This is a genomic window from Halomonas sp. LMYGS-3 (genome assembly GCF_059509875.1).
Genome location: NZ_JCAKFQ010000002.1, coordinates 92,085 through 111,367 on the forward strand (window position 1 = coordinate 92,085; position 19,283 = coordinate 111,367).

General features: G+C 69.3%; 19 protein-coding genes. 7 read left to right on the top strand and 12 right to left on the bottom strand.

Annotation, left to right across the window (positions count from 1 at the left end; all coding sequences use genetic code 11):
• The first annotated feature begins 18 nt into the window (after positions 1 to 18).
• From mreC to tldD, 6 genes are read left to right on the top strand one after another with little or no spacing between them, the layout of a single operon-like run.
• Positions 19 to 903, top strand: coding sequence for a rod shape-determining protein MreC (gene mreC / locus AC5W54_RS02630; RefSeq protein WP_495960510.1), 885 nt, complete (start codon positions 19 to 21; stop codon positions 901 to 903).
• Positions 903 to 1,391: a rod shape-determining protein MreD gene (gene mreD, locus AC5W54_RS02635; RefSeq protein WP_495960511.1), complete on the top strand. Its 489-nt coding sequence runs from the start codon at positions 903 to 905 to the stop codon at positions 1,389 to 1,391. The genes mreC and mreD overlap by 1 nt, the downstream gene beginning before the upstream one ends.
• An 8-nt stretch (positions 1,392 to 1,399) precedes the next feature.
• Complete coding sequence (locus AC5W54_RS02640; protein ID WP_495960512.1) at positions 1,400 to 2,002, top strand: Maf family protein; 603 nt, start codon at positions 1,400 to 1,402, stop codon at positions 2,000 to 2,002.
• 33 nt (positions 2,003 to 2,035) lie between these two features.
• Entirely contained in the window at positions 2,036 to 3,499 is a 1,464-nt protein-coding gene (rng, locus tag AC5W54_RS02645; RefSeq protein WP_495960513.1) for a ribonuclease G, read from the top strand.
• Positions 3,500 to 3,503: 4 nt separating this feature from the next.
• The gene (locus AC5W54_RS02650; protein WP_495960514.1) at positions 3,504 to 7,373 is read left to right on the top strand and encodes a YhdP family protein; all 3,870 of its coding nucleotides are present in this window, start codon (positions 3,504 to 3,506) and stop codon (positions 7,371 to 7,373) included.
• The gene (gene tldD / locus AC5W54_RS02655) at positions 7,370 to 8,824 is read left to right on the top strand and encodes a metalloprotease TldD (protein ID WP_495960515.1); all 1,455 of its coding nucleotides are present in this window, start codon (positions 7,370 to 7,372) and stop codon (positions 8,822 to 8,824) included. The genes AC5W54_RS02650 and tldD overlap by 4 nt, the downstream gene beginning before the upstream one ends.
• 188 nt (positions 8,825 to 9,012) lie before the next feature.
• Here the strand turns inward: tldD and yjgA are convergent, their stop codons facing one another.
• Positions 9,013 to 9,543, bottom strand: a complete 531-nt coding sequence (gene yjgA, locus AC5W54_RS02660; RefSeq protein ID WP_495960516.1) for a ribosome biogenesis factor YjgA — start codon at positions 9,541 to 9,543, stop codon at positions 9,013 to 9,015.
• 116 nt (positions 9,544 to 9,659) lie between these two features.
• Here yjgA and pmbA point away from each other — a divergent pair, with 116 nt between their 5' ends.
• Positions 9,660 to 11,000, top strand: coding sequence for a metalloprotease PmbA (pmbA, locus tag AC5W54_RS02665; protein WP_495960517.1), 1,341 nt, complete (start codon positions 9,660 to 9,662; stop codon positions 10,998 to 11,000).
• On the opposite strand, the gene AC5W54_RS02670 is transcribed toward pmbA, so the two are convergent.
• The 11 genes from AC5W54_RS02670 to AC5W54_RS02720 form a co-directional block, all read right to left on the bottom strand.
• Complete coding sequence (locus AC5W54_RS02670; RefSeq protein ID WP_495960518.1) at positions 10,997 to 11,266, bottom strand: HPr family phosphocarrier protein; 270 nt, start codon at positions 11,264 to 11,266, stop codon at positions 10,997 to 10,999. The two genes, pmbA and AC5W54_RS02670, sit on opposite strands and share 4 nt — an antisense overlap.
• Positions 11,267 to 11,269: 3 nt before the next feature.
• A complete protein-coding gene (gene rapZ, locus AC5W54_RS02675) occupies positions 11,270 to 12,190 on the bottom strand; it encodes an RNase adapter RapZ (protein ID WP_495960519.1) in 921 nt (306 codons plus the stop codon).
• A gap of 50 nt (positions 12,191 to 12,240) precedes the next feature.
• Positions 12,241 to 12,711, bottom strand: coding sequence for a PTS IIA-like nitrogen regulatory protein PtsN (ptsN, locus tag AC5W54_RS02680; RefSeq protein WP_495960520.1), 471 nt, complete (start codon positions 12,709 to 12,711; stop codon positions 12,241 to 12,243).
• 6 nt (positions 12,712 to 12,717) lie between these two features.
• Positions 12,718 to 13,026, bottom strand: coding sequence for a ribosome hibernation-promoting factor, HPF/YfiA family (hpf, locus tag AC5W54_RS02685; RefSeq protein ID WP_495960521.1), 309 nt, complete (start codon positions 13,024 to 13,026; stop codon positions 12,718 to 12,720).
• A gap of 157 nt (positions 13,027 to 13,183) precedes the next feature.
• A complete protein-coding gene (locus AC5W54_RS02690) occupies positions 13,184 to 14,593 on the bottom strand; it encodes an RNA polymerase factor sigma-54 (protein ID WP_495960522.1) in 1,410 nt (469 codons plus the stop codon).
• 148 nt (positions 14,594 to 14,741) lie between these two features.
• The gene (lptB, locus tag AC5W54_RS02695; RefSeq protein WP_495960523.1) at positions 14,742 to 15,467 is read right to left on the bottom strand and encodes an LPS export ABC transporter ATP-binding protein; all 726 of its coding nucleotides are present in this window, start codon (positions 15,465 to 15,467) and stop codon (positions 14,742 to 14,744) included.
• Positions 15,468 to 15,475: 8 nt separating this feature from the next.
• Positions 15,476 to 16,012: a lipopolysaccharide transport periplasmic protein LptA gene (gene lptA, locus AC5W54_RS02700; RefSeq protein WP_495960524.1), complete on the bottom strand. Its 537-nt coding sequence runs from the start codon at positions 16,010 to 16,012 to the stop codon at positions 15,476 to 15,478.
• Entirely contained in the window at positions 16,009 to 16,611 is a 603-nt protein-coding gene (lptC, locus tag AC5W54_RS02705) for an LPS export ABC transporter periplasmic protein LptC (RefSeq protein WP_495960525.1), read from the bottom strand. Before lptC ends, lptA begins: the two co-directional genes overlap by 4 nt.
• Before the next feature lie 4 nt (positions 16,612 to 16,615).
• Entirely contained in the window at positions 16,616 to 17,173 is a 558-nt protein-coding gene (locus AC5W54_RS02710) for a KdsC family phosphatase (RefSeq protein ID WP_495960526.1), read from the bottom strand.
• Positions 17,174 to 17,198: 25 nt separating this feature from the next.
• Positions 17,199 to 18,191 (bottom strand): KpsF/GutQ family sugar-phosphate isomerase, encoded by a 993-nt coding sequence (locus tag AC5W54_RS02715; RefSeq protein WP_495960527.1) that lies wholly within the window; start codon positions 18,189 to 18,191, stop codon positions 17,199 to 17,201.
• 53 nt (positions 18,192 to 18,244) lie between these two features.
• Positions 18,245 to 19,210, bottom strand: coding sequence for a calcium/sodium antiporter (locus tag AC5W54_RS02720; protein WP_495960528.1), 966 nt, complete (start codon positions 19,208 to 19,210; stop codon positions 18,245 to 18,247).
• Between the last annotated feature and the right edge of the window lie 73 nt (positions 19,211 to 19,283).

A 19,283-nucleotide genomic window follows, 5' to 3' on the forward strand; every position in this document is an offset into this window, starting at 1 on the left:
CCGCTGCCCGTCTATCGCATGCTGCTGTGCGCGCTGGCGGCGTCCGCGCTGATGTTCGTCGACACGCACTTCACACGCATGGAAGACGTCCGCGCCCAACTCTCCACCCTGGTGGCTCCCATTCAGTGGGTGGTCAGTCTGCCCAGCGACGTCCTCAACTGGGGCTCGCTGGCGCTCTCCGACCAGCGGGCACTGGTGGAGGAGAACCGTCGGTTGCGCGAGCAGATCCTGACCCTGTCGCACCGGGTGCAGCGCATGGCCAGCCTCACCGCCGAGAACGTGCGTCTGCGTGAGTTGCTGTCGGCAGCCAGCCGCAACGACGTGCCCTTCATCACCGCCGAACTGCTGTCGCTGGACGCCGATCCCTTCTCCCACCAGATGGTGATCGACCGTGGGCGCCGCAACGGCGTCTATGTGGGGCAGCCGGTGATGGACGCCTCGGGGCTGGTCGGCCAGGTCACCGCGGTCTCGGCCTACTCCAGTCGCGTGCTGCTGCTGGCCGACGCCAGTCATGCCCTACCGGTGCAGGTCAATCGCAATGGCCTGCGCTTCATCGTCCAGGGCTCCGGTAACTACAACGGCCTGAACGTGCTGCACGTGCCCGATACCGCCGATATCCGCGAGGGCGACCTGCTGGTCACCTCGGGGCTGGCCGGCCGTTTTCCTGCCGGCTATCCGGTGGCCCGTGTCGCCGAGGTGGTCCACGATCCCGGCCAGCCCTTCGCTCGGGTCACCGCCACTCCGGTGGCCCAGCTGCAGCGCTCGCGCCACTTCCTGCTGCTCTTCCCGCCGCCCCCGCCGCCGATACCGGAAGAGGAGGGCTGGGAGCTGGAGCTCTCCGCGGAGGCGCGGGCAGCGGCCCGCAGGCTGGTGGGGATAGACAATGGCGAGGAGGAGCCCTGATGCCCACGTCGTCTTCTGCCGGCATGATCTGGATCTGGCTGACCCTGCTGCTGGCCCTCTGCCTGCAGGTGATGCCGCTGGCCGATGGCTGGCAGATCTGGCGTCCCGACTGGCTGGGCCTGATGCTGATCTACTGGTGCATGAAGGCACCGCTGCGGGTGGGCGTACTTCACGGCTTCACGCTGGGCATCCTGCTCGACCTGATCGAGGGAGCGGTGCTGGGGCAGAACGCCCTGATTCTCTCGTTGCTGGCCTTTCTCTGCGCGCTGGTCTTCCCGCGTTTCCGGGCCTATTCGCTGGTGCAGCAGGCGGTGCTGATCTTCGTGCTGCTCGGCACCGTTCAGCTCGCCGAACAGTGGCTGCGTACCTTGCTGGGGCCCTTCTCCATTCATCTGTCGTTCCTGCTCCCTTCGCTGATCGGAGCGGTGCTCTGGCCCTGGCTGACCACGCTGTTCGAAGCGCTGGGCCGCCGGCTGGCGAGGGGGTGAACCAGCGCATGATGACCTCCCATCTCTGCCTCGCCTCGGCCTCGCCCCGTCGCCGCGAGCTGCTCGCCTCGATCGGGGTGCGGGTCGAGGTGTGCCCGGTGGATGTCGACGAGACGCCGCTGCCCCGAGAGGCGGCCGTCGATTACGTGGCCCGCCTGGCGCGGGCCAAGGCGCTGGCCGGGGCGCGTCGCTCGCCGCTACCGGCCCTGGGGTCCGATACCGCCGTGGTGCGCGACGGCGAGATCCTGGGCAAGCCGCGCGATCGCGGGCATGCCGCCGCCATGCTGCGTTCGCTGTCGGGGCGTGACCACGAGGTGCTCACCGCCGTGGCGGTGAGCGGGCCGGTGGGCCTGCTCGAGGCATGTGTCTCGACCCGGGTCGTCATGCGCGAGATCGGCGATGCCGAGATCGAGGCCTACTGGGCCACCGGGGAACCCGCCGACAAGGCCGGCGGCTATGCCATCCAAGGGCTCGCCGCGGTGTTCGTCGAACGCATCGAGGGGAGCCATTCGGCAGTGGTGGGGCTGCCGCTGTTCGAGACCGCCGCGCTGCTGGTGCGTCAAGGCGTACCGATCTGGAGCGGGGCTTTCAAGGACGGGGCTATGTCATAATGTTCTCAAAGACCTCTGGACAAGGATTTCCGCATGAGCGGTGAAGTACTCATCAACCTGACGCCGATGGAAACCCGAGTAGCCGTGGTGGAGAACGGCGTACTGCAGGAGGCCTTCATCGAGCGCTCGCGGCGACGAGGGATCGTCGGCAACATCTACAAGGGCCGGGTGGTGCGCGTGTTGCCAGGCATGCAGGCGGCCTTCGTCGACATCGGCCTCGACCGCGCCGCCTTCATCCACGCCCACGAGGTGATGCCGCCGGGTACCCCCGCCGAGGAGCAGGTCGCCATCGGCCAGCTGCTCCACGAGGGACAGGCGCTGGTGGTGCAGGTGACCAAGGATCCGATCGGTTCCAAGGGGGCCCGCTTGACCACCCACCTCTCGGTGCCCTCCCGCTACCTGGTCTACATGCCCGACTCGCCCCACCACGGCGTGTCCCAGCGCATCGAGGACGAGCGCGAGCGCGAGCGGTTGCGTGGCCTGCTCGAGGCGGCGCAGACCGGGCAGCAGCTGGAGATCAGTGGCGGCTTCATCGTGCGTACCGCCGCCGAGGGGGTGGGGGACGAAGAGCTCGCCAGCGACATGCATTTCCTTCTGCGCCTGTGGCGCAAGGTGAGCGAGCGCAAGGTCACCGCCCCGGCCCCCAGCGTGATCTACGACGACCTGCCGCTGTTCATGCGGACCCTGCGCGACGTGATGCGCGACGAGATCGAGAAGGTGCGCATCGACTCCCGGGAGAACTACGTCAAGCTGGTCGAGTTCGCCGAGGAGTTCATGCCCGATTCGGTGGGACGCATCGAGCACTATGCCGGCGAGCGCCCGATCTTCGACCTCTACAGCGTCGAGGACGAGATCCAGAAGGCGCTGGGGCGCAAGGTGCAGCTGAAGTCGGGGGGGTACCTGGTCATCGATCCCACCGAGGCGATGACCACCATCGACGTCAATACCGGCGGCTATGTGGGGCACCGCAACCTCGAGGAGACCATCTTCAAGACCAACCTCGAGGCGGCCACCGCCATCGCCCGCCAACTGCGGTTGCGCAACCTCGGCGGCATCATCATCATCGACTTCATCGACATGGAGGACCCGGAGCACCAGCGCCAGGTGCTCCGGGTGTTGGAGAAGGCGCTGGAGCGGGATCACGCCAAGACCAAGTGCACCGGGGTGACCGAACTGGGCCTGGTCCAGCTGACCCGCAAGCGAACCCGGGAAAGCCTCGAGCAGACGCTTTGCGAACCCTGTGCCACCTGCCACGGGCGCGGCACCCTCAAGACCCCGGAGACCGTCTGCTACGAGATCTTCCGCGAGATCCTGCGCGAGGAGCGTGCCTACGGCCCCGAGACCTACATGGTCCTGGCGTCGCAGTCGGTGGTCGATCGGCTGCTCGACGAGGAGTCGGCGGCGGTGGCCGACCTGGAGGCCTTCATCGGCAAGACCATTCGCTTCCAGGTCGAAATCCACTACTCCCAGGAGCAGTACGACATCGTGCTGATGTAAACCCATGCCTCGGATTCGCCTGCTGTCGCGCTGGGGGCTGACGCTGGCGGCGGTGCTGCTGGCGCTGCTGGCCCTGCTGCTGGTCCTGCTGCGGCTGGCGCTCGGCCTGGCCGAGGTCGCTACGCCGCGGCTCGAGGCGCTGCTCTCGGCACGCTTCGGTGCCGTGGTGCAGATCCGTGAACTCGACGCCCGCCTGGCGCGGCTCGACCCGGTGCTGGAACTCGCCGACGTGACGGTGCGTTCGCGAGAGGGGCTCGGCCACACTCCGCTGATCGAGATCCAGGGCGGTCGGCTATGGCTGGATACCCTGGCCAGCCTGCGCGAGGGCGCCCCCGTGGTGGGGGATGCCCGCCTGCAGGGGGTGACGCTGCATCTCTATCAGGACGACCAGCGGCGTTGGCACTGGCCGGACCCGGCTCGACTCCCCCCCGAACTCAGGCCCGACATCGAGTTCGACCTGGATCGCCTCGACTTCTGGGTCGGGCTGCTGCTGCGTCAGCGCGCCTGGGTCGAGGAGCTGCGCCTGGTGTTGCATGGCCAGGAGAAGCGCGAGGTGCTGTATGCGCCACGCCTGCTGATGACCGGGGACGCCCGCCACGCCCACCTGGAGGGCGAGGTGCGCGTCGAGGACCAGGAGCGGGGCGGGGAGCAGTTCGCCATGCAGGCGGCATTGGAGATCTTTCCCGGCCCCTCGGGGCTGCGCGACTTCAGCGCCGCCCTGCAGGCCGACATGCAGCTCGACAGTCTTCTGGGACTGGCCGAGGTGCTGGGGCGCAACGACCCCCTGCGCCTCGAGACGGTCAGCGGCGATGCCCGGTTGTGGGGACGCTGGCACCGTGGCCGACTGGTCGATGTGCGGGCCGACCTGGACGTGCCGCTGCTGGCTATGAGTCACGACGACAGCGGCGGTGAGCTGCGTACCATCGTGCTCGAAGCGGTGAAGGCGCGCGGCCAGTGGTTGCGACGCGACGACGGCTGGGAGGCCTGGCTCGAAGGGGATGCCGGCAGCGCCGACTGGGATGCCCCCGAGGCGCTGGCCGAGGCGGAGGGGCCGGCCCTGCCGACCCACTGGTACCTGCGTCACCGGGACGACGGCTGGTGGCTCACTACCAGCGAGTTCGAGCTGGGCGCGATGGCCGCCTGGCACGATCGCCTGCCGCTGCCGGAAGCGCTGTCGCGGGTGGTGGCGACTCTGGATCCCCGCGGCCGGGTGACCGGGCTGGGGCTGGGGCGCCACAACGGCCACTGGCTGGCTCGGGCGGGGCTGCACGACGTGGCGGCCTCACCCTGGGAGCAGGCCCCCGGTGGGGGGCCGTTCGACATGTGGGTCGAGGCCCGGGACCTGAACGGGCGGGTGAGCTTCGTCGGCGGTGACGGCGTCGAGCTGTACTTTCCCGAGGTCTTTGCCGCCCCCATGACCCTTTCCCATGCCAGCGGCGAGGTACGCTGGTCCTACGACGGGCCGCGCAGCTTCGTCAGCGGCCGTGACCTCAGGGCGGGCTGGAACGGTGCCGAGGTCGAGGGCGGTTTCGGCCTCTCGGTGGGAGGCGGACAACGGGGGGGCTTCGGGCTGACGCTCGGCTTCCGGGACGCGGACGCCATCGATACGCCGCTGCTCGATTGGTTGCCGGTGGAGATCATGGGTGACGAGCTCCTCGAGTGGCTGGGGGGCGGTGTGGCCGGCCGCGTGCCCGAGGGCTCGCTGCGCCTGCATGTTCCCTTGGCTGGCGGTGCGGCCCGGGTCGCCCCCTCCTTCGGCCTGACACTCGCCATCGAGGAGGGGCGGTTGCCCTTCGCGCCGGACTGGCCGGCCCTGGAAGCACTCGAGGGGCGTCTGCGCCTGCAGGACACCACGCTCGAGGCGACCGTGGACCGGGCCGAGAGCCTCGGGGTCGAGGCCCGCGACGGCCGCGTCTCGCTGGTCGACGAACATCTCGAGGTGAGCGGTGAGCTCGAGGCCTCGGCCGAGGCGCTGCGCCGCTACCTGCTGGCGATGCCGGTGGAGGGCATCGAGGCGGTGGAGGCGTGGCAGGGAGAGGGCGGCACCGCGGGGCGGCTGGCGTTGGCACTGCCGCTGGGCGAGCCGGCGGCACTGGCGCTGGATATCGACACCGAGGTTGCGTTCGACCGGCTGGTGTATCGCCCACTGGAGCTGGTCTTCGGTAACCTCAAGGGGCCTCTGGCCTGGCGCCAGCGCGGCGAGGAAGGCGGGCTCGAAGGCCGCATGGAGGGCCGGTTGCTCGGTGGGCCGGTGCGTGCCGAGATCGACACCCTGGCCGGCGGTCTCGATCTGGCCGGGACCGCCACGGCCGGTGGCCTGGCTCAATGGGCCGGCGTGGCAGCGCTCGATGACCTGCTCGAGGGGCAGTTCCCCTGGCAGGGCCGTCTGGCGGTCGGCGAACAGGCCAGTTCCCTCAGCCTCTCGAGCTCGCTCGAGGGGTTGGGCATCGCCCTGCCGGCGCCGCTGGGCAAGCTGCCCGCACGGCGCGAGCCGCTGCGGCTCGATGTGGATCTGACTGCCGGCCGGTTCGAGGGCCGGCTGGGGGATCACTTGGCCCTGCGCTGGCGGGAGCTCGCCGGGTCGGAGATCGGCCAGGGCCAGGTCTGGCTGGGTCGGCCGCCGGTCACGCCCTGGCCGGGGGGCGAGGGCTGGTGGGTGGAGGCCTATCAGCCGCGCCTCGATCTGGCCGCCTGGGGCGAGGCGCTCTCGGCGCTGGGCGTCGACGGGGCGGCCGGGCGGACCGCCGGGATGGACGGGGGGCTCGTCGGGGGGCTGGGGGCCGTCGGGCTCGAGACCAGTTGCCTGGAGCACGAGGGGCGCTGCCTGGGGTCGCTCTACCTTGACGGTCGCCCTCTGCTCGGCAGTGGCTGGCGGATGGCGCTGGATGGCAGTCTGGTCGAGGGACAGCTCGATTATCGGCCTCAGCTCGCCGAGCCCCTGGACATCGCACTGATGCGCCTGAGCCTGGACGGCCTGTTTCATCGGGCCGGTGTCGGTGGCTCGCTGATGGACGAGATCGCCACGCCACCGGAGCCGGCCCCCTTGCCGGACTGGGTCGCGCGGCTGCCCGACGGCCGCCTGCGTGTCGCCGACATCGAGTACCAGGGGCGGCGCTTCGGCCCACTCACGGCCCGCTGGCGGGCGACCTCCGAGCGCTTGACCATCGCGCCGCTGGGGCTGACCCTGGGCGAGGTCTCGGCCCGGGGCGAGCTGGTCTGGGAGGCCGCCGGCCCCGCCGACAGCCTGAGCCGGGCGCGGCTCAGCCTGGACGGCCGCGACCTCGGCACCGCGCTGGAGCGGCTCGGTCAACCGGTGTCGATCCGCAATCGCGAGACCCGGGTCACCAGCCAGCTCGCCTGGCCCGGTGCGCCCTGGCAGTTCGCCCTGGAGCGCTCCCGCGGCAGCGTCGAGGTGCTGCTGCGCGACGGACGCTTCGTCAATATCGAGTCGCCGTCGGCACGCCTGGTGGGACTGCTCAACGTCGACAACCTGGTGCGTCGCCTGCGGCTCGATTTCTCCGATGTCACCGGCCAGGGCACCGCCTTCGACAGTGTCACCGGCGCCGCGACCCTGTATGGTGGCATTCTGGAGACTCGTGGGCCGGTGGAGGTCGATGGGCCGGCCACCTTCTTCACCCTGGACGGCCGTGTCGACCTGGCGCGGCGGGAACTCGACCAGCGCCTGGGCGTCACAGTGCCGGTAAGCCGCAATCTGCCACTGGCCGCCGTGATCGCCGGCGCGCCGGTGATCGGCGGTGCCCTGTTCATCGCCGATCGCCTGTTCGGCGACGCCATCGACCGGGTGACGCGAATTCATTACCGTGTGCGGGGTCCCTGGACCTCGCCCCAGATATCCGTGGAAAGTGCCGAATGACATCACGCCATCACTCCCTGCTCGAAGATGCTGCCGAGATCCTGCTCGCCCCGGGCGGGCTCGATCTCGGTGCCCTGGATGCGGGCCTGGGGCATGCCCTGGGCCCGGGCATCGACTACGCCGACCTCTACTTCCAGCGCAGCTGGCACGAGGGGTGGGTGCTCGAGGACGGCGAGGTCAAGGAGGCCAGCTACAACATCGACGGTGGTGTCGGCGTGCGCTCCATGGCCGGCGAGAAGACCGGCTTTGCCTATTCCAACCAGATCACCCGCGAGGCCCTGGCCGAGACCGGGCGCACCGCATCGGGCATCGTACGCCGTGGCAGCCGCCTCGAGGCCGCCCCCCGGGTGGTGGTGGCCAGTGAGGGTCGCTACGGCGGGGTGGACCCGCTCTCCGGGCTCACCGCCGAGGAGAAGATCGCCATGCTCAAGCAGGCCGATCGGATCGCTCGTGCGGCCGACCCCGCGGTGTCCCAGGTCAGTGCCTCGCTCACCGGGGTGCACGAGGTGGTGCTGGTGCGGGCCAGCGACGGCACCCTGGCGGCGGACATCCGCCCCCTGGTGCGCTTCAATGTCAGCGTCATCGCGGTCAGGAACGGCCGCCGCGAGCGCGGCAGCGCCGGCGGTGGCGGTCGCTACTCCATGGCGCGGCTGCGCGACGAGGGCGTCGCCGAACGTTTCGCCAAGGAGGCGGTGCGCCAGGCACTGGTCAACCTGGAGGCGGTCGATGCCCCGGCCGGCCAGCTGCCGGTGGTGCTGGGCCCCGGCTGGCCGGGCATCCTGCTCCACGAGGCGGTGGGCCACGGCCTGGAGGGCGACTTCAACCGCAAGGGCAGCTCCGCCTTCGCCGGACGCATGGGGCAGCGGGTCGCCTCGCCGGGCGTGACCGTGGTCGACGACGCCACCCTGGCCGACCGTCGCGGTTCGATGAGCGTCGACGACGAGGGCACCCCGGGGCAGTACACCCCCCTGATCGAGGACGGCGTCCTCACCGGCTACATGCAGGACAAGCTCAACGCCCGGCTGATGGGCATGGCGCCGACCGGCAATGCCCGGCGCGAATCCTTCGCCCACCTGCCGATGCCGCGCATGACCAACACCTACATGCTGGCCGGGCAGGACGACCCGGAGGAGATTCTGCGCAGCGTCAAGCGTGGGCTCTACGCGGTGAGCTTCGGCGGCGGCCAGGTCGACATCACCTCGGGCAAGTTCGTCTTCTCGGCCAGCGAGGCCTACCTGATCGAGGATGGGCGCATCACCGCCCCGGTGAAGGGGGCGACCCTGATCGGCAATGGCCCCGAGGCCATGGGCCGGGTATCGATGATCGGCCACGACCTGGAACTGGACACCGGGATCGGGGTCTGCGGCAAGGAGGGGCAGGGCGTGCCGGTGGGCGTGGGCCAGCCGACGCTGAAGCTGGACGAGCTGACCGTCGGAGGGACCCAGTCGTAAGGCGCTGTAGTAGGGCCGCCGACGTCGGCGGTCCCTATGGGGTCAGACCCCGGCGGGCGCCGGTACGACGGGAAAGGTGCACGATGACAGGCATGGCGACTTGGCTGGGGTCTGACCCCATAGGGGCCATGCCGTCAACATGGCCAGCGTAGGGGCACAAGAGCCATGCGCTCGGGCAGGTGCCAGGCCTACAGCCCCGCCGTATCGCGGACCAGCTTGAACAGCTTGCGGGCGCTGGCCGGGGGCTTGCCCCGTTCACGCTCGCGGCTGGCGTTGCGGATCAACTGGCGGAGCGCCTGGCGGTCGACGGTGGGATAGTCGGCGATGAAGGCCTCCACGGCGTCGTCGCCCTCCTCGAGCAGGCGGTCGCGCCAGGCCTCGAGGCGGTGGAAGGCGTGGTCGCGCCGGAGCTTCTCCTGCTCGATCTCGTCGTACACCGCCTGGATGGCGTCGAGGTCCTCGCGCCGCATCAGCTTGCCGACGTACTGCATGTGCCGGCGGCGCCCCTCGTGGGAGCGGATCCGCGAGGTCTCCTCCACCGCGGCGAGGAGGTCGTCGGAGAGGGGGAAGCGGGCGCGCTCGGCCTCGCTCATGGCGATGATCCGCTCGCCCAGGGTTTGCAGGGCGTGCATCTCACGCTTGAGCTGGGACTTGCTGGGCGGTTCGTCGTCCGACTGGGTGATCCGGGCAAGCAGTTCACGAGAGGATTCCTGGGTCATGCCGCTTCCATCGGTTAGAGGCTGGGATGGCCACAGTATATCAGCCCGCCGCGGTGGGCTGGGCAATGCATCATGATTGACCACCGGCCGTACGGCCGGTCGACGAGGAGAATCGCATGACACAGGCTTTCGATGCCGCCGCCCAGCAGGTGTTGCTGGAATCCCGGGCCCAGGCGGCGCTCGAGCAGGCCAGGCGACTGGGGGCCGATGCCTGCGAGGTCGGGGCCAGCGTCGATCAGGGGATCGGCATCAGCGTGCGCGAGGGCGAGGTGGAGACCGTCGAGCTCTCCCGCGACCAGGGCATCGCGGTGACCGTCTATGTCGGGTCGCGAAAAGGCAGTGCCTCGTCCAGCGACGCCGGCGAGGCCTCGATCCGCGCGGTGGTGGAGAAGGCCCTGGCCATCGCCCGCCATACCGGCGAGGACCCGGCGGCGGGGCTGGCCGCCGCCGAGCTGATGGCGCGCGAGCTGCCGGACCTCGACGTCCACCACCCCTGGGACCTGACCCCCGAGCAGGCCATCGAGCTGGCACTCGCCTGCGAGGCCGCCGGCCGTGGCATGGCGGGGATCCGCAGCTCCGACGGTGCCTCGCTCTCCAGCGGCGAGGGCGTGCGGGTCTACGCCAACAGTCACGGGTTCCTCGGTAGCCAGCGCGGCAGTCGCCACTCGCTCTCCTGCATGCTGATCGCCGAGGACGACGGCGGCATGCAGCGCGACTACGACTACACCAGTGCTCGCGCCCCCCGCGACCTGCAGGCACCCGAGGCGGTGGGCGAGAGCGCGGCGCGGCGTACCCTGCGTCGTCTCGGCGCCCGGCGCCCGGCCACCGGGCGCTTGCCGGTGCTGTTCGACCCGACCCTGGCGAGCGGACTGGTGGGGCACCTGATGAGCGCCATCGCCGGCGGCGCCCTCTATCGTCAGGCCTCCTTTCTCTGCGATCGCCTGGGCGACCCGCTCTTTCCCGAGTGGTTCGGTCTCGGCGAGCGGCCCATGGAGCGCGGCGCCATGGCCAGCAGCCCCTTCGACAATGACGGCGTCCAGACCCGTGACAACGTCTTCATCGACCGCGGGCGCCTGGCCAGCTACATGCTCTCGGCCTACAGCGCCCGGCGCCTGGGCCTCGAGACCACCGGCAACGCCGGCGGGGCGCGCAACCTGCGCATCGCCGCCCCCCTGGAGTCCCGGGAGGCGTTGCTGGAGCGCATGGGGCGCGGCGTGCTGGTCACCGAGCTGATGGGGCAGGGCGTCAACGGCGTGACCGGCGACTACTCCCGCGGTGCCGCCGGCTTCTGGGTCGAGGATGGCGAGATCCGCCATCCGGTGGAGGAGTTCACCATCGCCAGCAACCTCGAGGCGATGTTCCGGGGACTGACCGGTGTCGGTGACGACACCGATACCCGCGGCAGCATCCACACCGGCAGCTGGTTGATCGACGAGATGACCGTCGCCGGCGCCTAGGCGTCCTCGTCGAAGCGGGCCTCGAAGAGTGCCTCGAGGGCGTCGAGCACCGCCTCGGCGTCCTCGCCCTCGGTACTGATCGTGAGCTCGGTACCGCAGGGGGCGGCCAGCATCAGCAGCGACATGATGTTGGCGGCATCGGCCTCGCGGCCGCCATGACTCACGGTGACCCGTGCCTGGAAGGGTTGGCAGCACTGGACCAGCTTGGTGGCGGCACGGGCGTGCAGGCCGCGCCGATTGGTCAGGGTGAGCTTGCGTTGCGGCACGCCTCAGGTTCCTTCGTCGTCGTTCTCTGCCCGTGGCGGCTCCGACTGCCGGGGGAGGATAGCGTGGATGCCCAGCTCGCGATGGCGCAGTCGCACGCTGGGGTAATGTCCGGCGAGGTGGTGGGCCAGTCGTTCGGCCAGGTGGACCGAACGGTGCTGGCCGCCGGTGCAGCCGATGGCCACGGTCAGGTAGCTGCGATGGCTGGTCTGGTAGGCGGGCAGCCAGCGCTCCACCCAGGCCAGGATGTCGTCATGCATCTCGCCGACGAGGGGGTAGCCGTCGAGGAACTCGATGACCGCAGCGTCGCGGCCGGTGTACGGCCGCAGCCGGGGATCCCAGTAGGGATTCGGCAGGCAGCGGGCGTCGAAGACGATGTCGGCGTCGAGCGGCACGCCGCGCTTGAAGCCAAAGGACTCCACCGTCAGGGTCAACTGGTCGGCCCGGTGGTTGGCGACCTGGTCGCTGATGCGCCGCCGCAGCTCGTGGACCGAGAGCCGTGAGGTGTCGATCACCAGGTCGGCGAGGTCGCGGATCTCGGCCAGCGCCGTCTCCTCGGAATCGATCGCCTCGGCCAGGGTCATGTCGCTGCCCCGCGTCAGCGGGTGGCGCCGGCGGGTTTCCGAGTAGCGCTCGAGCAGGATGCGGGCGTCGGTGGTGAGGTAGATCACCTGGCCGTCGATCCCTCGTGCGCGGACCTCCTCCAGCAGGCTGGGGAAGCGTTCCAGTGCATGGGGCAGGTTGCGGGCGTCGATGCTCACCGCGATCGAGGTGTGGGGCGAGTGATCGCTGCTGAGTTCGTCGACCAGCGGGCCGAGCAGCATGGCCGGCAGGTTGTCGATGGCATAGTAGCCGAGGTCCTCGAGCGCCTGCAGTGCGATCGACTTGCCGGAGCCGGATCGGCCACTGATGATCACGAGCTGCATGGCGGGTCTCCTGGTCATTGAGCTGGCCGGGGTGGCCCGGTGACGGGCGGTCAGGCGCTGGACTGTCGTCGGATCGCCTCGACGAGCCGTTCATGGAGCTCACGCTGGCTGGCGCTCTTGCGCAGTCGGCCACGGGTCTCGGCATCGTTCATCACGCTTGCCACCTGGGCCAGCAACGAGAGATGGGCATCGTCGGCCTCCTCGGGGACCAGCAGCACGAAGATCAGGTCCACCGGTTCGCCATCGATGGCGTCGAAGTCGATTGGCTCGGCGAGCTTGAGGAAGCCGGCGATGGGGGCCTTGCAGTGTGGATCACGGGCATGGGGGATGGCGACACCGTTGCCGATTCCCGTACTGCCCAGGCGTTCACGGCCGATCAGGCGGCCGAAGACTTCCTGGCTATCGAGGCTCGGGGTGTTCTGGGCGATGAAGGTGCTGAAGAATTCCAGTACCCGCTTCTTGCTTCCCCCCGGCACACCGAAGAGGGTGCGCTCGGGGGGCAGGATGGCTTCGAGTGTCATGATGGATCAGCGGGCACCGGCGCCCTGGGCGCGGGCCTGGACCTTCTCCTTGTGCTTGACCAGTTGGCGGTCCAACTTGTCGGCGAGGGCGTCGATAGCGGCGTACATGTCACCGTCCATGGCCTCGGCGTGCAGATCGGCACCGGCGGCGTGCAGGGTGCAAGCCGCCTGCTGGCGGGCCTTCTCGACGGAGAGCGTTACCTGCACGGTGGTGATGTTGTCGTAGTGACGCTCCACGCGCGTGAGCTTTTCGTTCACATAGTCACGCAGGGCGTCGGTCAGTTCCACATGATGGCCGGTGATGTTGACTTGCATGACACGCTCCTTCGTCCTTCGTATTGGTGCCCCGATTGTAACCCTTTTTCCTGCCGTGCAAACCCCCCGTGACGGACGCCTCACGACAGCCCTGATACAGGTCGCGGGCGCGACCGAAGGCGTGCCGGTGATGCATGTTTTGCAAGCACCGGCGTGCTCAGCGTAACCGCTTGCGTTCGCTGGAAGAGGGAATGCCCATGGCCTCCCGGTATTTGGCCACGGTCCGTCGCGCAACGCTGATGCCGGCCTCCTCGAGCAGCGCGACCAGCTTGCTGTCGGAGAGCGGCTTGCGCGGTGGTTCCTCCTGGATCAGCTTGCGGAGGCGTGCGCGGATCGCCGTGCTCGAGTGGGCGTCGCCGTCGCCGTTGCTGACCTGGCTGGAGAAGAAATACTTCAGCTCGAAGACCCCGCGCGGGGTGTGGATGAACTTTTGGGTGGTGACCCGCGAGATGGTCGACTCGTGCATCTCCACGGCCTGGGCGATATCGGCCAGGATCAACGGTTTCATCGCCTCCTCGCCCTGTTCGAGGAAGTCGAGCTGGCGCGCCATGATCTCGCGCCCCACCCGCAGCAGGGTATCGTTGCGGCTGGAGAGGCTCTTCATCAGCCAGCGCGCCTCCTGCAGGTGATTCTTGAGGAACTGGTTATCCTGGCTCTTGTCGGCGCGGCGAATCAGCGCCGCGTAGTCGGGCTGGATGCGCAGTCGCGGCAAGGCTTCGGGATTGAGTTCCACCTGCCAGCCGCGGCTGTCGTGACGGGCGACCAGGTCGGGGGTGACGTAGTCGCTGTCGGGCTCCGCAAAGCGACTGCCCGGCCTCGGATCCAGCGAGCGGATCAGGGCGGTCACCTCGTCGAGGGCATCGTCGTCGAGGCCGAGGCGGCGCTTGAGCAGGCGTCGGTCGTCGGCGGCCAGCGCCTCGAGAAACTGGCGCACCAGGCGGCGGGCCTGGGGCAGCAGGGGGGTATCGTCGGGCAGGGCGGCCAGTTGCAGCATCAGGCATTCGCGCAGGTCCCGGGCGAAGACGCCGGTCGGCTCGAACTGCTGCAGGCGCAGTAACACCTGCTCGACCTCACGGCTCTTGAGGCCCTCGAGCCCCTGGTTGCGGAGCCCGTCCCGCAATTCGTCGAGCGGCTGGGCCAGGTAGCCGGCGCCGTCCACGGCGTCGATCAGGCTCTCGGCGATGTGCAGCTGGCGTTCGTCCAGGTCGGTCATCGCCAGTTGCCAGGTGAGGTGGCCCCGCAGGCTCTGGCCCTCGGCCTGGCGTTCGAAATCCGGGCCTTCGCCACCGGCAGGAAGGGCCAGGTCCTGATAGGTATCCGACCAGTCGCTGTCGACGGAGAGCTCGCTGGGGATCTCGCTGGCCCAGTCGTCATCGGGCGCCTCGCTCGTCGCCTGCTCGCCGAAGCCGTCGTCGAGCTCGAGCATGGGGTTCGACTCCAGGGCCTGCTGGATCTCCTGACGCAGGTCCAGGGTGGAGAGCTGCAGCAGGGCAATGGCCTGCTGCAACTGGGGCGTCATGGTCAGCTGGGTGCCGACGCGCAGTTGCAGGGATGCTTTCATGGCCATGAGAAGTGTGTGCTCATTCGCCGAAAACTCCCACCCTAGTCCGCCGTCGATCGTCTTGCAAGCATTTTATTAGCAATAAGCGTGCCATCGGCAAACTTTGTGCCGTATGAGTATAATAATCGTTATATCAGAGAGTTGCGGTGATGCTTCAGAGGCGGAAGTCTTCGCCAAGATACACTTCCCGTACCCGCTGGTTGGTCAGGATCGCCTCGGCATTGCCTTCGGCGATTATCTGGCCGTCGCCGACGATGTAGGCGGTATCGCAGATGTCGAGGGTCTCGCGCACGTTGTGGTCGGTGATCAGCACGCCGATATCGCGAGCCCTCAGTTGGCGGATGATGCCCTTGATCTCGCCTACCGAGATGGGGTCGACCCCGGCGAAGGGTTCGTCGAGCAGGATGAAGGCGGGTTCCGTGGCCAGTGCCCTGGCGATCTCCACGCGCCGCCGCTCGCCCCCGGAGAGGCTCATGCCGAGATTATCGCGGATATGGGTGACGTGAAAGTCCGCGAGGAGTTCTTCCAGGCGTGCCTGGCGGCCGGCACGGTCGAGGTCCTGGCGAGTCTCGAGGATCGCCATGATGTTGTCGGCCACCGTGAGCTTGCGAAAGATCGAGGCCTCCTGGGGCAGGTAACCGATCCCGGCTCGCGCCCGCTCATGCATGGCCGCCTTCGACAGGTCGAGGCTGTCGATGTGGACCTCGCCGGCATCGGCGCGTACCAGGCCGACGATCATGTAGAAGGAGGTGGTCTTGCCCGCCCCGTTGGGGCCGAGCAGGCCGACGATGCTGCCCTGGCCGATGGCCAGGCTGATGTCCTGGACCACGCGGCGGCGCTTGTAGCTCTTGGCCAGGTGGCTGGCGCGAAGTGTCTTCATGTCGTCCCTTACTGTTGCTCGGGCTGCAGGGTCATGCGTACGCGCTGGCGCTCCTGGACACCCTCGGCCTCGGCGCGTGCCTGGACCACCCGGCGGTCGAGGAAGTACTCCAGGTAGCCGCCATCGAAGGTGTCGCCGCCCTGGTGCAGCTCGGCACGGTCGATCAGTTCCACCCGTCGCTCGGCGACGTAGTAGACGATGGTGCGCCCCCAGCCGCGCACGAGGGGTTCGTCCGGGGCGGGTCGCTGCTCGATATAGGCGCGCTCGCCGGTGGCGATGGCGTGGGAGAGCTCGCCTGCCGCGTTGCGGCGGATCTCGACCCGGTCGCCGGTCAGTTGCATGCTGCCCTGGCGGATGTCCACGTCGCCGGTATAGATGGCGGTGCCGGCACGGTCGTCGAGATCGAGTCGGTCCGCTTCCACTTCGATGGGGGCGCTGGCGTCGCCCTCGAGGGCCAGTGTCGAGGAGGGGGACAGGGCCAGGAGCGTGAATGCCAGTCCGAGCAGTGCCGGGGCCAGCAGGGAGGCAGAGGGCAGTCGCATCATGGCTCGGGATCCTTGTCGGTGGGAGCTTGCGTCTCGGGCGGATGGTGACCGCGAACATTGTCGGTCAGGCGGGCGCGATTGTCATGGATCCAGGCGTCGAAGCGTTCGCCGCTCATGCGTTGGGGCGGTTGACGCAACAGCGCGGGGGTATCGCTCCAGGCGTGGCCGGTATCGGCGTCGAAGTGCAGGATGTCGGTGTCGAGCTGCCAGCGCTCCTCGGGGGCGTGCAGGCGGGCGTCGCCGGAGAGGGTCAGGGGATTGCCGCCGGCGCCCAGGGTGCCGACCTCGCCGTAGCCGAACCAGATGCGCCCCGAGCTGTCGATCAGTCGCGCCACCGGGGCCTGCAGGCGGGTGATGTCGTCATGGGGGGTGTGCACCAGACGCGGGGTGTCCAGGCGCTGGTGCGCCCGGCCCTCGGCGTCGAAGCGGGTCAGGCGGGCCCCCTCGAGGTAATAGTCCGGTTCGCCGGCCTCATGGCGGGGGACCGGTCCGGGCTCGCGGGGGGCGCGCTGGTCGAGCAGGGCGAGTACGCCGCCCAGGACCAGCAGCAGCAGGAACAGCCAGACCCGGAAGGAAGGACGCGGCAGGCGCAGCGCCATGACCTCAGTCGGCTCCGTGCAGGTAGGTGTCGAGCACGGCATCCCAATGCCCCTGGGCCTGGAGCAGGACATCGCAGATCTCGCGCACCGCACCGTGGCCGGCGGCACTCTCGGTGACCCAGTCGGCGTGCTTGCGGATGTAGGAGGGGGCGCCGGGGACGCTGATGCCGACACCGGCGCGCTCGATGGCGCCCACGTCCGGCATGTCGTCGCCGCAATAGGCGACCTGGTCCAGTTCGAGGCCGAGGCGGGTGCAGAGTTCACGCAGCATGGGCAGTTTCTTCTCGACCCCCTGATAGACGTGCTTGATGCCCAGCGCGGCGGCGCGACGGCTGACCATGGGCGAGTCGCGGCCGGTGATCAGTGCGACCTCGAGTCCGGCACGCTTGAGCAGCTTGATGCCATGGCCGTCGTGGGTGTGGAAGGCCTTGATCTCGATGCCGTCGGCCTGGAAGTAGAGGCGGCCGTCGGTGAGGACGCCATCCACGTCCAGGGCCAGCAGGCGCACGCGGCGCAGCCGGTCCACCAGCTGGGGATCGAGCAGGGGGGAATCGAGGGTCATGAGGACTCCTTGGGTGAGAAAGGCATCAGATCACGCCGCTGGCGAGCAGGTCGTGCATGTGGAGGGCGCCGATCGGCCGGTTGTCATCGTCGATCACGGCCAGGGCGGTGATGCGGTTGTCTTCCATGATGCGGACCGCCTCGGCCGCCAGGATATCGGCGGTGACCCGCTTGCCGGGCCGGGTCATGACGTCGTCGACCCTGAGGGCGGAGAGGTCGCTGTGCCGGTCCAGGGTGCGACGCAGGTCGCCATCGGTGTAGACCCCGGACAGGCGGCCGTCGTCGTCGACCACGCAGGTGAAGCCGAGTCCCTGGCGGGTGATCTCCAGCAGGGCGTCGCGCAGTGGACTGCCGAGTGGCACCGAGGGCAGCCGGGTGCCGCGGTGCATCAGGTCGCCGACCCGCAGCAGCAGGCGTTTGCCGAGACTGCCGCCGGGGTGCGAGCGAGCGAAGTCCTCGGCGGTGAAGCCGCGGGACTCGAGCAGTGCCACGGCCAGGGCGTCGCCCAGGACCAGCGCCGCGGTGGTCGAGGAGGTGGGCGCCAGGTCCAGCGGGCAGGCCTCGCGCTCGACGCCGGCATCGAGGTGGGCCTCGGCATGGCGCGCCAGGGTCGAGCCGGGGCGTCCGGTCATGCTGATCAGCGGTGTGCCCATGCGCTTGAGCAACGGCAGCAGGGCGGTGACCTCGGCGGTCTCGCCGGAATTGGAGAGCGCCAGCACCACGTCGCCGGGGGTGATCATGCCCAGGTCGCCGTGGCTGGCCTCCCCGGGATGCACGAAGAAGGCGGGGGTGCCGGTGCTGGCCAGGGTGGCGGCGATCTTGCCGGCGATGTGGCCGGACTTGCCCATGCCGGTTACCACGACCCGGCCGCGGCAGGCGAGAATCAGCTCGCAGGCGCGGTCGAAGCCCTCGTCGAGGCGAGTGACGAGCGCGGCGATGGCCTGCTGTTCCAGCTGCAGGGTGCGTCGCGCACTGTCGCGTAGCGGCGAGCCGCCGGTGGGTGAGGTGTCTGTCGTCATGGCGGTGATTGTTGCCCGTTGCTGCGTTTCACTCAAGGTCCGTGGAGGCCCGTTCAAGGGGCCGGAACGTCGGCGGCGAGGCTGGCGATGCCGAGCCAGACCAGGTAGCCGGCATAGCTCAGCGCCAGCAGGCTGCCGGGTAGCCGGCCCAGGCGGCCGTGGCGCTGCCACAGCAGCAGCATGCCCAGTGCCAGGGTCAGGGCCAGCATGACCCGGTAGTCGCGTTCGCCGGCCACCGGGTCGATGGGCCCGGGGGCCAGCATGCCCGGCACCGGGAGCACGGCGAGCATGTTGAACAGGTTGGAGCCGATCACATTGCCGATGGCGATGTCGTGGTGGCGCTTCAGCGCGCTGGCCACGCAGGCGGCCAGTTCCGGCAGGCTGGTGCCGATGGCCACCACCGTCAGTCCGATGACCAGTTCACTGACCCCGATGCCGCGCGCCAGTTCACTGGCGCCCCACACCAGGGCCCGCGAGCCGACGCCCATGATCACCAGGGTCACCACCAGCCACAGCAGGGCACGGGGGAGGCGCATGTCGGGAATCTCCCCGGGCGCGTCGCTGACCGCGTCGGGGGTGTCGGCGCGGACCAGCCACCACAGGCTGAACACCAGCAGCAGCACCAGGAAGAGGGCATCGAAGCGGCCGAGGATGCCGTTGGCCAGCGAGTAGCCGGCCAGGCCGGTGGCGCCGAGCAGCAGCGGCAGCTCGCGGCGCACGATGGAGAAGCGCACCGGGATGGGCACCACCAGGGCGGTCACGCCGAGGACCAGGCCGATATTGGCGATGTTCGAGCCCAGCGCGTTGCCGGTGGCGAGATCGGGAATGCCATCCAGCGAGGCCATCACCGAGACCACGATCTCCGGTGCCGAGGTGCCGAGCGCGACGATGGTCATGCCCACCAGCAGGGTGCTCATGCCGGCACGCCTGGCCGTAGCGGCGGCGGCACCGACGAAGCGCTCGGCGCTCCACAGCAGGGCGATGAAACCGAGCAGCACGACGATGAGGGGAACGAGCATGGCGGATACGGCCTTGGCCAGGGCGGAAGGGCGCCCATTAAACGGTTTCAGTCGGCACGGTGCAAGCCGCGGG

Bases quoted from the DNA above. Each gene is read 5' to 3' on its own strand.
- AC5W54_RS02640 (WP_495960512.1), top strand. From the start codon at position 1,400: ATGATGACCTCCCATCTCTGCCTCGCCTCGGCCTCGCCCCGTCGCCGC.
- tldD (WP_495960515.1), top strand. From the start codon at position 7,370: ATGACATCACGCCATCACTCCCTGCTCGAAGATGCTGCCGAGATCCTG.
- ptsN (WP_495960520.1), bottom strand. From the start codon at position 12,711: ATGACACTCGAAGCCATCCTGCCCCCCGAGCGCACCCTCTTCGGTGTG.
- mreD (WP_495960511.1), top strand. From the start codon at position 903: ATGCCCACGTCGTCTTCTGCCGGCATGATCTGGATCTGGCTGACCCTG.
- AC5W54_RS02710 (WP_495960526.1), bottom strand. From the start codon at position 17,173: ATGACCCTCGATTCCCCCCTGCTCGATCCCCAGCTGGTGGACCGGCTG.
- hpf (WP_495960521.1), bottom strand. From the start codon at position 13,026: ATGCAAGTCAACATCACCGGCCATCATGTGGAACTGACCGACGCCCTG.
- AC5W54_RS02720 (WP_495960528.1), bottom strand. From the start codon at position 19,210: ATGCTCGTTCCCCTCATCGTCGTGCTGCTCGGTTTCATCGCCCTGCTG.
- AC5W54_RS02650 (WP_495960514.1), top strand. From the start codon at position 3,504: ATGCCTCGGATTCGCCTGCTGTCGCGCTGGGGGCTGACGCTGGCGGCG.
- lptC (WP_495960525.1), bottom strand. From the start codon at position 16,611: ATGGCGCTGCGCCTGCCGCGTCCTTCCTTCCGGGTCTGGCTGTTCCTG.
- rng (WP_495960513.1), top strand. From the start codon at position 2,036: ATGAGCGGTGAAGTACTCATCAACCTGACGCCGATGGAAACCCGAGTA.
- lptA (WP_495960524.1), bottom strand. From the start codon at position 16,012: ATGATGCGACTGCCCTCTGCCTCCCTGCTGGCCCCGGCACTGCTCGGA.
- mreC (WP_495960510.1), top strand. From the start codon at position 19: ATGCTGCTGTGCGCGCTGGCGGCGTCCGCGCTGATGTTCGTCGACACG.
- yjgA (WP_495960516.1), bottom strand. From the start codon at position 9,543: ATGACCCAGGAATCCTCTCGTGAACTGCTTGCCCGGATCACCCAGTCG.
- lptB (WP_495960523.1), bottom strand. From the start codon at position 15,467: ATGAAGACACTTCGCGCCAGCCACCTGGCCAAGAGCTACAAGCGCCGC.
- AC5W54_RS02690 (WP_495960522.1), bottom strand. From the start codon at position 14,593: ATGGCCATGAAAGCATCCCTGCAACTGCGCGTCGGCACCCAGCTGACC.
- pmbA (WP_495960517.1), top strand. From the start codon at position 9,660: ATGACACAGGCTTTCGATGCCGCCGCCCAGCAGGTGTTGCTGGAATCC.
- rapZ (WP_495960519.1), bottom strand. From the start codon at position 12,190: ATGCAGCTCGTGATCATCAGTGGCCGATCCGGCTCCGGCAAGTCGATC.
- AC5W54_RS02715 (WP_495960527.1), bottom strand. From the start codon at position 18,191: ATGACGACAGACACCTCACCCACCGGCGGCTCGCCGCTACGCGACAGT.